Raw genomic sequence first — 12,235 nt, 5'->3', positions numbered from 1 at the left:
ATCTTACCACCCCATAAAAGTAAAAATAAATAGCTTGGCTATTAAAAATAAAAACAACAAAAAGAAAGCTACAAAGAAAAAGACATAAAGAGAAGAAGCAATCGGCGAAAGAATACTACAAAAATCAAAGACAACTTTTTTACTAAAGAAAAACATATCTATATCAAAATTTAAAGGGCAAGTGTTAGGAATACCGCCTTTTTTTAAGCTCATTAAATTTCCATCTTTGATTTTTGAGATAGTATCATTTAAGCTTTTTTTAATACCATCAATAGGCTCAAAAAGATTATTAATATTTTCCTTATACGTATTTGCGAGATCAGCGGTTCTTTCTTCAAGCTCGCCATAATCTATATTGCCAGGTGTAGCATTTTCAGGATCTTTACCGCCACCTTGTCCACCGCCAGACGAACCGCCACCAGTGCCACCACCTGAGCCACCAGATGAACCGCCACCAGTGCCACCACTCGATCCGCCACCAGTGCCGCCAGATGAACCGCCATTATTACCACTAGAGCCGTTATTATTGCCACCACTAGAACCGCCACCATTGCCAGGCGTAGAATTGTTATTGTCTTTGTCTTTGTCTTTGTTTGGATCTTCTTTGTCTTTGTCCTTGTCTTTATCTTTATCTTTATCTTTGTCTTTATTTGGGTCTTCTTTGTCTTTATCCTTATCTTTGTTAGAATTTTCTTTACTTTTATCAAATTTAAAGACAACTTCTGTTCCATTTTTGCAACGTGCTCGAATAATATTAGGTTTTTCAGGATCCCAAGCATAACCAGGATTATAAGAAGAGCCAAGACCAGAACAATAACACCTAGCAACATCATCTACCGTTAAAGCACTAGAGCAATCTATACAAGTATAATCAGAAGTAAAAAATTTATGATTATCTTCATCAGTGCAATCAACCACGCAAGCATTAGTTTCAACATTCCATAATTGACCAGCTGGACAAGCATCAACACATTGCATAGTATCAGTGTTAAATTCTTGATTTAAAGAACAACTAGCAACTTCTTTTGAATTGAAAACAATAAAATCATAATAAGTAAAAACTGGATGATCAGGATTATCAGAAACATAAAAATAATCAAAAATACCACCACCACCACGCTCAACAAAATGGCCAGTTCTAGGCTTGCCACCTATATAAACATAGTCATAGCCAAACCCAGTATAAAAACCAGGAGTTTTTGAGCCTAAAAAATAATAAGCTTCTTCGCTAATTGTAAAAGAATAGATAATATAATAACCCCATTCCGGCCGTCTAATGCCTAAATAATTATTACCTTTTAAAAATTTGCCATCGACGGGCTTAAAACTTTTACCAAAGTCTTTATCACGAATAACCGAACATAAGCCACCTTCGCAATTTTTAGAAAAAGCAAGAGAGCATAAAAGAGATAAGAAAATGAAATATCTAACTAGAAATTTCATCACAAAGCCTTAAAAAAATCTTTTTGTTAAAAGAGTTAAAGCAGCACAAATCGGTAATGATAAGACCATAAACCATATAAAGATAGAAAAGAAGTAATCAAAAGCCGGAATACCAATAACGTTAAACATTTTAAACACCTTTTTTAAATTCTTGAAAGAATTAAGAAAATAAACAAACAAAGCAAGAAACCGCATAAAGTACCAGTGGTAGACATCAAGAAGTTATATTGCTCTATTGTTAAGTTAAGAAAGACTTTATCCATAAATTTAAATCCTAATAAAAACCTGACGCACTTCGCTTGTCGGCTTAAAGCTTTGATTTGCACTCTGCTTTAAGCTTTAAAATTTAAGTACTAATTTTTAAAAAGACTAAAAGCGGAAGTAATGGCAGTAACACAAGCAAAAAAGACAATTACAACAGCAAAGAAAGAATTAAGAAAAAATCCTAATTTCGTAACGTCTATAAAATCAAAATACACTTTTAACCTTTTTAAAAATTAGCCCCCAATAAAGGGGAACAAGCTATTTTAAAAGAGAAAGACCTTTTTTAACAGCAAAAATTGCAGCCAAAACAACAATAACTGCACCAGCTACGCCCATAAATGGAGTGATATTAAGATCGCCAGTTACTGTGCCGTCTGCACCCATTGTTATGCCAGCTGCAAGAGCATTGCTCGACATTGTGCTAACAGCAGCAACACCACCTAAAACCTTAGCCTTAGTAGAAGAAAGAATTTTTTTCATCTCTAACCCTTTTTGTTTAAATTTAGTAGCCTTTAACTACTTATTTAAGGAAACACGGACTTAAATAAGTAGTTAAAGGGGATAGACCCCTTTATTTATTTATTTATTTTCAGGTTTTTTTGCAGGCTTTGTATCAAAAAGGAAGTATTCAACTGGATTAGCGATCGTAATTATTCTTTGATCGTTAGGGAAGCCACCTTCAACCGGTATTTCTTCGCCTTTTTTAAATTTTTCTTTTATTGCAGCCGCTACAAGTCCAGCGGTATTATTATCTGGGCAGATTATTTTAAAAACAACTTTTTGCTCTACTTCATCAGTAAAGCCAGTCTTTTCATTAACAACGTCATAGATATTTGATGAAGAGATACGAACTGAAGAAGAGTAATCATTACCTTCAAACTTACCAGAAGCCGAACTTCTAACAAGACCACCCCTAAGAACATACTTTAAATCATATTCAGATTTAACGATTTGCATTTTTAACACCTTTTTTAGTTTATTTTTTTTGAAACACCATTTAACATAGCCCCGAAAAGGTGTTTCGTCCAAACGGGGCTAAAACAGTTTAATGCCATATTCAGGGCAAAACCTATGCAATTTTTGATATAATTTTGTTGCGAACAAAAATCAAAAAATTATGCACAATAATTGTGCATTTGGATAATGAAATGTTAAATAAAAAACCCTTAAAAATTAATAAAATGCAAAATAATTTGTCAAAAAGTATGAAAAATGACTAGACAAGAATTAGCAGACAAATTAAATATTACTAGAAATACACTCACAAATTGGGAAAAAGAAAAGCCAGAATTAATACGATTAATAAATCAAGGTTTAGCACTAGATGAACAAATTTTAGAAACCAAAAAATTTCTAGAAAGATTAGAAAAAATAAGAGAAAAAGCAAACAATGGAAAAATAAATACTAAGATAAATAAATCAGAGGAATAATGTTGGAACAAAATTTAAATCTAATTATTCCACTCATAAAAATTTTTATATCTGTAATGCCTATTTTATTATTTATATTTTTAATAAAATTAATAATAAATTTTATAGAAAAACAAGTAAGAAAAACAAATTTTAAAAAAAGGAATTTTATGCAAATTATAACAGCAAAACAAATAGCAGAAGCATTTAATAAAAATTCAAAAGAGATAAACGAAGCTTTTGTAAATATAGGTTATGCCGAAAAATGTAGTAATGGATATACAGTAACACAACTTGGAAAAAGTAAAGGTGGAGAGCAAAATTTTTATATGGGAAAAGCAAATATTAGATGGACAGAAGAAATACTAAAAGATGATATCTTTATAAACGAAATAAAAAAAGAACAAAAAGAACAAAAAGAAGAAAAAGAAGAAAAAGAACAGAAAGAAGAAAAGCAAGAAAAGCAAGAAAATTTTAGAGATAAATTTAAGGCAGAGTATAGAACTAATGATGGACACTATGTAAGAAGCAGGGCTGAAGTAATTATATCAAACTGGCTATTTGGGGAGTGTATAGCACACGCTTATGAAAAAAGAGTTCCAATAGAAGAAGATATGTATTGCGATTTTTATATACCAAAAGGAAAAATTTATATAGAATTTTGGGGATACGAAGAAGATGAAAAATATTTAGCGAGAAAGGAAAAGAAGAAACACCTTTATAAAAAATATGGTTTAAATTTAATAGAAATAGATAATGAAATAATAAACAATATAGATGACTTTTTACCAAAAGAGCTTTTAAAATTTGGGATTAAATTAAACCTTGATTAAGATATATTAAGCATAAACGAGCTTAATATCAAGGGCATTCACAACCTTAAATATGCTTTCAAATCTAGGTTTTGAATTTTCTTTAAACATCTTATAAAAGCTTTCCCTATTTAAATTTGCTTTTTTTGCAACTTTCTCAATACCTTTTGATTTTGCTATATAAAACAAAGCCCTTTTAAATTCTTCGATATCGCCATCAGACAAAACCTGATTTAAATACTCTTTTCTTAATTCATCGGTTGTTAAATAGTCTTCTAAATTAAATTTTGTAAATTCTTCTTTCATTTATAATCCTTTAATATCTCTTTTGCTTTTTTAATATCATCGCTTTGACTGTCTTTATCACCAGCATTTAACAATATAATTATTTCATCGCCATTAAAAGTAAAAAATATTCTTATTCCACCACGATTAAAAAATCTAAGCTCATATAAATCCGTATCAATAAATTTATAATCTCCTAAATGATCTTTAGTTTCTATTTGATCTAATCTTCTTAAAATAGAAATTTTAACAACCGGATTATTTAATTTATGTAACCATTTGTCAAATGTAGTGCTTTTTAATATTTTCATAAAATGGATTTTAAAAAAATGTAGCTTAATGGCTACTTATAAAAGACCATAACGCTCATAACCCGAAGGTCGGCGGTTCAAATCCGTCTTCCGCAACCAAATGCCTCATATTTTTATCATCTAAAAACTAAACGCCAACCCCTGTGCCATCGCGTATATCATCAACATTGAGATGAACGTAGTGTAAGCTGCTCTTAATATCCGTATGACCCATAAAAGCCATCAATTTATGAGCATTAAATCCCTTCAAACTTACTAACCTAGAAGCCACTGTATGGCGTAATACATATAGTCCGTGTGCATTGTCATCTCCCTTATATCCTAGATGGTTTCTTACAGCCCACCACATACGATTTGCTGTATCGTGGTTTAGATGAGTTATAGGGCACTTGTTTAAGGGTAGGTCTTTGCAGTTAGCATAAGCATCTTGAGATACCCAGTAGTAAGCCATACGAAGCACTTGGTCGTCTTTTATTTCAGTAAAGAGTTTACGAACCTCTATTTTACTTACGCTCTTAGCTATCTCTAAGCGTTGCTTTATGGCTTTAAAGACTAGAATGGTTTTATTTTAATATGTAAAAAGAAAGATTAGTAAAAATAGGTTTCATAACTTTTAAATATAAAAAGAGAAATTCCCATCTACTATATGTTTTATGGATTATTAGTATAAATTTAAAAATACAGGAGGGGCGAATGCCCCTAATTATTATTTTAAAGTTTGGATGTATTCAGCTACTGCTTTTGCATCTTCGTCGCTCATTGGAGTAGCGATTGGTTTCATCATAGCGCCAAGACCAAATTTATTTGCTCCTGTTTTATAACCCTTTAGTGCCTCTTCGATAGCTGCTGCATCAAGAGATGTTAAAGCTGGAACTTTATTATTGAACATTTTTTCAGCTTTTGCACCATGACAGGCGATGCATTTTTTGTAGATAGCAGCACCATCTGCAGCAAAGGCAGCAGTTGAAAGTAGAGCCGCAACGCTAGAAACAATTAGTAATTTTTTCATTTTTCATCCTTTGTAAAAAAGTTTATGCATTATAGTACAAAAAGGTAAATTCGCAAGAAGCTAGTTAAAATATTTTGGCTATAATCACCAAATGAATAAAAATGAGCCTATTAAAGCACTTTTTCTGGATCGAGACGGCGTAATAAACGAAGATGCTGGATATGTTTACGAGATAAAAGATTTTAAATTTATTGATGGCATTTTTGACGCATTGAGAGAATTTAGCGATGCTGGCTATAAGCTCTTTGTCGTGACAAATCAATCAGGTATAGGTAGAGGCTACTACACGCAGGAGCAGTTTGACGCTTTAAGCAAATTTATGTTAGAAAGCTTGAAAAAAGAGCAAATTTTTATCACTAAAGTCTACTTTTGCCCACATGCCCCAGAGTCAGATTGTGCTTGCAGAAAACCAAATCCAAAAATGATACTTGATGCTTGCGATGAGTTTAATATAGACCTTGAAAACTCGCTCATGATAGGCGATAAGCCAAGTGACGTCGAGGCTGGCAAAAGGGCAGGCGTTGGTAGAAATTTCTTGCTTGATGGGATAAATTTTAAAGATGTAAGAGATGTTTTAAATAAGCTAAAAAAGGAAAAATCACTATGAATTTAAATGGAAAAAAGATAGTTATAACTGGCGGCGCTGGCTTTATCGGCTCAGCCTTAGCGCACTATTTTGACGAAAATTTTAAAGATGCTCACGTGCTTGTTGTGGATAAATTTAGAAACGACGAGACATTTAGCAATGGCAACCTAAAAAGCTTTGGCCATTTTAAAAATTTACTTGGCTTTAAGGGTGAAATTTACGCCGGCGACATCAACGATGAGAGCACACTTGAAAAGATAAGGAGCTTTCGTCCAGACGTTATCTACCACGAGGCAGCGATCTCAGATACGACTGTAAAAGAGCAAGACGAGCTAATAAAAACAAATGTAAACGCTTTTGTAAATTTGCTTGATATTTGCGAGAGTTTAGGCGCAAAGATGATCTATGCAAGCTCTGGGGCGACTTATGGCAACGCAAAGAGCCCACAAACCGTTGGCGAGTGCGAAGCACCAAATAACGTTTACGGCTTTAGCAAACTAAGCATGGATAATATCAATAAAATTTATGCAAAGCGTGGTGTGAGCGTGGTTGGGCTGAGGTATTTTAACGTCTTTGGTAAGGGTGAGTTTTTCAAAAACAAAACCGCCTCGATGGTGCTTCAGTTTGGTCTGCAAATTTTAGCTGGCAAGACCCCAAGACTCTTTGAGGGCAGCGACCAGATAAAACGCGACTTTGTTTACATAAAAGATATCATCGACGCAAATATAAAAGCGCTTGATGCACCAAGTGGCGTCTATAACGCAGCTACTGGCAAGGCTAGAAGCTTTCAAGATATCGCTGACATCTTACAGCGCGAGATCGGCGTAAATTTAGGCAATGAATACATCAAAAACCCATTTATCGGCTCATATCAGTTTCACACAGAGGCCGACGTTGCCCCAGCTCGAGAAGCATTTGGCTTTAGCGCGACTTGGAGCTTGGAAGAGGGGATAAAAGACTACTTGCCAGAGATAAAGAGAATTTACAAGGAAGAGATAAATGGATAAAATAATTAAAATTTTAGTTGTCGGTGATCTCATGTTAGATCACTACATCTGGGGCAGTTGTGATCGCATCTCGCCTGAAGCGCCAGTGCAGGTGGTAAAGATAAACAATGAAACCTACACGCTTGGTGGCGCTGGCAACGTGGTGAGAAATTTACTCTCTCTTGGCGCAAATGTGAGCGTGGCTAGCGTCTTAGGAGATGATGAGGCTGGCAAAAAGATAAAAGAGAGACTTGCTGAGCTAAATGTAAAAGATGAGCTCATACTCACCGAAAAAGGACGTGAAAGCTCGATAAAAAGCCGCATTATGGCATCGCACCAGCAAGTTGTCAGGATTGATAAAGAGAGCGTTATCAAGATAAATTTAGAAGATGAGCTCGTCTCAAAAGTAAAAGAAAACCTTGTAAATTTCAAGGCCGTCTTGCTAAGTGACTACGGCAAAGGCGTGCTTAGCGAAAAGGTCTGCCAAGAGATCATAAACGAATGCGTGAGGCTAAAGATTCCAGTGCTTATCGACCCAAAAGGCAGCGACTACTCAAAATATAAAAACGCGACCCTTCTAACGCCAAATAAAAAAGAGGCGAGCGAGGCTACAAATTTAAAGATAAAAGATAAGGCCGAGCTTGAAAAGGCGATAAAACAGCTAAAAGACGAGCTAAATTTGACCTATTCGATCATCACGATCTCAGAAGAGGGCATCGCGCTATATGACGACAGGCTACACATCTTTGCCGCTAAGGCAAAAGAGGTCTTTGACGTCACTGGCGCTGGAGATACGGTGCTTGCCACACTTGGCTACATGCTAGCAACTGGGGCTGACATAAAAGAGGCGATAAAGATAGCAAACCTCGCAGCAGCCGTCGTAGTGGCCAAGATTGGTAGCGCAACGGCTAGCTTTAGCGAGATCGAGCAGCTGCTAAATAGCTCATTTGGGGCAAATTTCGAGCACAAGCTTAAAAGCGTTGAGGAGCTAGAAGAAATTTTGAGCCAAAAGGGCAAGAAAAAGGTCGTTTTCACAAATGGCTGCTTTGATATCTTGCACGCTGGACACGTAAAATACCTAGCGCGCGCAAGGGAGCTTGGCGATCTTTTGGTTGTCGGGCTAAATTCAGACGCTTCAGTCAAGAGGCTAAAAGGCGATGAGCGTCCTATAAACTCGCAAGATGATAGAGCCTGCGTGCTAAGCGGGCTTGGCTTTGTTGATTATGTCGTGATCTTTGATGAGGATACGCCATTAAATTTGATAACAAAGATAAAGCCTGACGTGCTTGTAAAAGGGGCTGATTACAAGGGCAAAGAGGTCGTTGGCAGTGAGATCGTAAAAGAGGTCAGGCTGATTGATTTTGTCGAGGGCAAAAGCACAACAGGGATAATAAAAAGGATAAAAGATGCTAAAAACGATGATAAAAAATGAGCTCGAGGCTCACCAAAAGACTTTTAGCGAGCATGTAAATTTGCTAGGTAGCTTGGAGCGCGCTTGCCAGATGGTAGCTGATACGCTAAAAAATGGCAAAAAGGTGCTAATATGCGGCAATGGTGGCTCTGCGGCGGACGCTCAGCACTTTGCAGCCGAGCTAACTGGCAGATATAAAAGCGAGCGTCAAGCGCTCCCAGGTATCGCGCTGACTACCGACACTTCGGCACTTACGGCCATTGGCAACGACTACGGCTTTGACTACGTTTTCTCACGCCAGTTTGAGGCTTTAGCGCAGTCTGGCGACTTACTCGTGGCGATCTCAACAAGTGGCAACAGTAAAAATGTCCTTGAAGCTATAAAAAGTGCCAAGAAAATGGGCGTATCGATACTTGGGCTTAGCGGAAAAGGAGGTGGCGCGATGAATGAAGGATGTGATCTAAATTTAGTCGTTAGCTCAAGTGATACAGCAAGAATTCAAGAGTCGCACATCTTTTTTATTCACACGATCTGCCAAGCTGTAGATGAGGCTTTTAGGAGCTAAGATGCAAGAAGCGATGGATAAATTTTTAAATGATCCCAGCCAGCAAAATGAGATAAATTTGATAGCAGCTTTAAAAAAGGCTAGCTTTTTTGCTCCGGTGCTTTTAAACCAAGCGCTTGCAAAGCCTGATGGTGGTGTGGTTTATGAAGAAGAGGGCTCAAATATCAAAATTATCCTGCTTGAAGATGAGGGCGAAAAACTTAGCTATTTTCCGGCATTTACAAGCAAAGAGGCGATGAAACTTTGGCGAAATGACAGCGAGCAAGAAAGCATTGAGATAGGACTAAAAGAGTATCTTGCGATGCTAAAAGAGAGCAGCTATGCTGGAGTCGTGGTTGATGCATTTAGCTATGATTTTATTCTTAAAAAAGAGCAGATAGAAAAAATTTTAGACTAAAATTTTCATCGCACTATTGCCAAAGTCGCTGATTTGCTATTTAGCAAGTTTTTATTAATTTTAAGCTAAAATCAGCCAAGCTAAATTTAAGGAAAAAAATGAAAGACAATCTACTTGAATTAACCCAAGATATCGCATCTGTTGATATCGAAGAGTCTATAAAAACTAGCTATCTTGACTACTCCATGAGCGTCATCGTCGGACGTGCTTTGCCTGACGCTAGAGACGGATTAAAGCCAGTTCATAGAAGAATTTTATACGCTATGGACAATCTTGGCGTTGGTAGCAGAAGTGCCTATATGAAGTCAGCTCGTATCGTCGGTGAAGTTATTGGTAAGTACCACCCACACGGCGACACAGCAGTTTATGACGCACTTGTTCGTATGGCCCAGAAATTTTCTATGCGTTATCCAGTCGTTGACGGGCAAGGAAACTTTGGTTCAATAGATGGCGACAGCGCAGCTGCGATGCGTTATACCGAAGCTAGAATGACCATGCTTACTGAAGAGCTTTTAAAAGATATCGATAAAGACACGGTTGATTTTGTACCAAACTACGACGATAGAGAGGTCGAGCCAGATGTACTTCCAAGCCGTGTGCCAAATTTATTGCTAAACGGCTCAAGCGGTATCGCTGTTGGTATGGCGACAAATATCCCACCGCACAGCCTTGATGAGCTAATAGATGGTCTTTTGCTACTTCTTGAAAACAAAGAGGCGACGCTTGAAGAGGTGATGGAATTTATAAAAGGCCCAGACTTCCCAACTGGCGGTATCATCTTTGGTAAAAAAGGCATCATAGAAGCCTACCGCACAGGTCGCGGCAGAGTCAAGCTAAGAGCCAAAACTCACATAGAGAAAAAGCCAAACAAAGACGTCATAGTAATCGACGAGCTGCCATATCAAACAAACAAAGCAAGGCTCATCGAGCAGATCGCCGAGCTTGTAAAAGATAAGCAGATAGATGGCATCAGCGAGGTTAGAGATGAGTCTGATAAGGACGGCATTCGCGTCGTCATCGAGCTAAAACGTGACGCTATGAGCGACATCGTGCTAAATAATCTCTTTAAATCAACCACGATGGAGAGCACTTTTGGCGTTATTATGCTTGCCATTAATAACAAAGAGCCAAAGGTATTTAATCTTATCGAACTACTTAAGCTATTTTTAAATCACAGAAAAACGGTCATTATTAGAAGGACGATATTTGAGCTTGAAAAAGCGCGCGCAAGGGCTCATATCTTAGAAGGTCTAAAGATCGCACTTGATAATATCGACGAGGTGATCGAACTTATTAGAAATAGTGCCGATACAGCCGTTGCTAGAGAAGGGCTGATGAGTAAATTTAACCTCTCAGAGCTTCAAGCAAATGCTATCCTTGATATGCGTCTAAGCAAGCTTACAGGCCTAGAGAGAGAAAAACTAGAGGCTGAGCTGGCTGAGCTTATGGCTGAGATCGCAAGACTTGATGAAATTTTAAAGAGCGAGACATTGCTTGAAAATTTGATCAAAGAAGAGCTTTTAGAGATCAAAAATAAATTTAAAGTACCAAGAGTTACTGAGATCGTCGATGACTACGATGATATCGACATTGAAGATCTTATACCAAATGAAAATATGGTCGTAACCATAACTCACCGCGGCTACATCAAGCGTGTGCCAAGCAAGCAGTACGAGAAGCAAAAACGCGGTGGCAAGGGCAAAGTAGCGGTTACGACATACGATGATGATTTTATAGAGAGCTTCTTTACTTCAAATACCCACGATACGCTTATGTTTGTGACAGACCGCGGACAGCTCTACTGGCTAAAAGTCTATAAGATCCCAGAGGGAAGCCGCACAGCAAAGGGCAAAGCAGTTGTAAATTTGATCCAGTTGCAGCCTGACGAGAAGATCAAAGCGATCATACCAACGACTGACTTTGATGAGAGCAAATCGCTAGCGTTCTTCACTAAAAACGGCATCGTAAAACGCACAAATTTAAGCGAATTTAAAAACATCCGCTCAGTTGGTGTAAGAGCTATAAGCCTTGATGAGAACGACGAGCTAGTAACTGCGCTCATCGCTCAAACATATGATGATATGCCAGTGACTGACCCAGAAAATGAGCTAAGCGTTGAGACCGAGGTGCTTGAAGTTGAAGAGCTTCAAAACGAGATCGACGAAGATAATGTAAATGCCGAAGAAGACGCAAACTCAGGCGATGAGACGATGCTGTTTGTCGTTACTAAAAAGGGTATGTGTCTTAAATTTAAGATCAGCAAGGTTCGCCAAATGGGAAGAACTGCACGCGGCGTAACTGGCATTAAATTTAAAGAGCCAGGCGATGAGGTCGTAGGCGCAGCAGTCATCGAAAGCAATGACCAAGAAATTTTAAGCATATCTCAAAAAGGTATCGGCAAGCGCACAACCGCTGATGAGTACCGCTTGACAAACCGCGGCGGCAAAGGCGTCATCTGCATGAAGCTAACAAGCAGAACAGGCGATCTAGTGGGCGTTGTGATGGTTGATGAAGAGCAAGATCTAATGGCTCTAACATCAAGCGGTAAGATGATAAGAGTAGATATGCAAAGCATCCGCAAAGCAGGACGTAACACAAGCGGCGTTATCGTCGTAAATGTAGATGGCGATGATGTCGTAAGTATCGCAAGATGCCCTAAGGCAGATGATGTCGAAGATGAGGATGAAGCACCAAGCGAAGATATGGGGCTTTTGGAATAAATTTTGCTATTAAATTTTAAATAAAAGCATAAAAAA

The 12,235-nt window shown here is 37.6% G+C and carries 15 protein-coding genes; 8 read left to right on the top strand and 7 right to left on the bottom strand.

Annotated elements, in window-relative coordinates; all coding sequences use genetic code 11:
* Nucleotides 1-3: 3 nt before the first annotated feature.
* From CYP64_RS07960 to CYP64_RS07950, 3 genes are all read right to left on the bottom strand, one after another.
* The gene (locus tag CYP64_RS07960; RefSeq protein WP_103649335.1) at nucleotides 4-1,443 is read right to left on the bottom strand and encodes a hypothetical protein; all 1,440 of its coding nucleotides are present in this window, start codon (nucleotides 1,441-1,443) and stop codon (nucleotides 4-6) included.
* A 522-nt stretch (nucleotides 1,444-1,965) separates the two neighbouring features.
* Entirely contained in the window at nucleotides 1,966-2,187 is a 222-nt protein-coding gene (locus CYP64_RS07955) for a hypothetical protein (protein WP_103649334.1), read from the bottom strand.
* Between the two features lie 99 nt (nucleotides 2,188-2,286).
* Complete coding sequence (locus tag CYP64_RS07950; RefSeq protein WP_103577280.1) at nucleotides 2,287-2,664, bottom strand: hypothetical protein; 378 nt, start codon at nucleotides 2,662-2,664, stop codon at nucleotides 2,287-2,289.
* 255 nt (nucleotides 2,665-2,919) lie between these two features.
* Between CYP64_RS07950 and CYP64_RS07945 the strand changes: the two genes are divergently transcribed.
* Entirely contained in the window at nucleotides 2,920-3,138 is a 219-nt protein-coding gene (locus tag CYP64_RS07945) for a helix-turn-helix domain-containing protein (protein WP_054196526.1), read from the top strand.
* A 2-nt stretch (nucleotides 3,139-3,140) separates the two neighbouring features.
* The gene (locus CYP64_RS10370) at nucleotides 3,141-3,950 is read left to right on the top strand and encodes a hypothetical protein (protein WP_258032989.1); all 810 of its coding nucleotides are present in this window, start codon (nucleotides 3,141-3,143) and stop codon (nucleotides 3,948-3,950) included.
* Nucleotides 3,951-3,956: 6 nt separating this feature from the next.
* Here the strand turns inward: CYP64_RS10370 and CYP64_RS07935 are convergent, their stop codons facing one another.
* From CYP64_RS07935 to CYP64_RS07920, 4 genes are all read right to left on the bottom strand, one after another.
* Nucleotides 3,957-4,235 (bottom strand): addiction module antidote protein, encoded by a 279-nt coding sequence (locus tag CYP64_RS07935; protein WP_054196527.1) that lies wholly within the window; start codon nucleotides 4,233-4,235, stop codon nucleotides 3,957-3,959.
* The gene (locus CYP64_RS07930; RefSeq protein WP_103649333.1) at nucleotides 4,232-4,525 is read right to left on the bottom strand and encodes a type II toxin-antitoxin system RelE/ParE family toxin; all 294 of its coding nucleotides are present in this window, start codon (nucleotides 4,523-4,525) and stop codon (nucleotides 4,232-4,234) included. Before CYP64_RS07930 ends, CYP64_RS07935 begins: the two co-directional genes overlap by 4 nt.
* 127 nt (nucleotides 4,526-4,652) lie before the next feature.
* Nucleotides 4,653-4,976 (bottom strand): tyrosine-type recombinase/integrase, encoded by a 324-nt coding sequence (locus CYP64_RS10460; protein WP_141091156.1) that lies wholly within the window; start codon nucleotides 4,974-4,976, stop codon nucleotides 4,653-4,655.
* 255 nt (nucleotides 4,977-5,231) lie between these two features.
* Nucleotides 5,232-5,534: a c-type cytochrome gene (locus CYP64_RS07920; protein ID WP_072594134.1), complete on the bottom strand. Its 303-nt coding sequence runs from the start codon at nucleotides 5,532-5,534 to the stop codon at nucleotides 5,232-5,234.
* 91 nt (nucleotides 5,535-5,625) lie between these two features.
* On the opposite strand from CYP64_RS07920, the gene gmhB reads away from it, so the two are divergent.
* The 6 genes from gmhB to gyrA all read left to right on the top strand — a co-directional run bounded on the left by gmhB (nucleotide 5,626) and on the right by gyrA (nucleotide 12,199).
* Complete coding sequence (gene gmhB / locus CYP64_RS07915; protein ID WP_087585797.1) at nucleotides 5,626-6,141, top strand: D-glycero-beta-D-manno-heptose 1,7-bisphosphate 7-phosphatase; 516 nt, start codon at nucleotides 5,626-5,628, stop codon at nucleotides 6,139-6,141.
* Nucleotides 6,138-7,127: an ADP-glyceromanno-heptose 6-epimerase gene (gene rfaD, locus CYP64_RS07910; RefSeq protein ID WP_103649331.1), complete on the top strand. Its 990-nt coding sequence runs from the start codon at nucleotides 6,138-6,140 to the stop codon at nucleotides 7,125-7,127. The genes gmhB and rfaD overlap by 4 nt, the downstream gene beginning before the upstream one ends.
* Nucleotides 7,120-8,538, top strand: a complete 1,419-nt coding sequence (rfaE1, locus tag CYP64_RS07905; RefSeq protein ID WP_103649330.1) for a D-glycero-beta-D-manno-heptose-7-phosphate kinase — start codon at nucleotides 7,120-7,122, stop codon at nucleotides 8,536-8,538. The genes rfaD and rfaE1 overlap by 8 nt, the downstream gene beginning before the upstream one ends.
* Complete coding sequence (gene gmhA / locus CYP64_RS07900) at nucleotides 8,513-9,082, top strand: D-sedoheptulose 7-phosphate isomerase (protein WP_103649329.1); 570 nt, start codon at nucleotides 8,513-8,515, stop codon at nucleotides 9,080-9,082. The genes rfaE1 and gmhA overlap by 26 nt, the downstream gene beginning before the upstream one ends.
* Before the next feature lies 1 nt (nucleotide 9,083).
* Nucleotides 9,084-9,479, top strand: a complete 396-nt coding sequence (locus CYP64_RS07895) for an SseB family protein (protein ID WP_103649328.1) — start codon at nucleotides 9,084-9,086, stop codon at nucleotides 9,477-9,479.
* Nucleotides 9,480-9,577: 98 nt separating this feature from the next.
* A complete protein-coding gene (gyrA, locus tag CYP64_RS07890) occupies nucleotides 9,578-12,199 on the top strand; it encodes a DNA gyrase subunit A (protein ID WP_103649327.1) in 2,622 nt (873 codons plus the stop codon).
* Nucleotides 12,200-12,235: the final 36 nt, after the last annotated feature.

Source organism: Campylobacter concisus (genome assembly GCF_002913945.1).
Lineage (GTDB): Bacteria > Campylobacterota > Campylobacteria > Campylobacterales > Campylobacteraceae > Campylobacter_A > Campylobacter_A concisus_P.
This window is presented reverse-complemented; position numbering and strand designations above follow the sequence as displayed.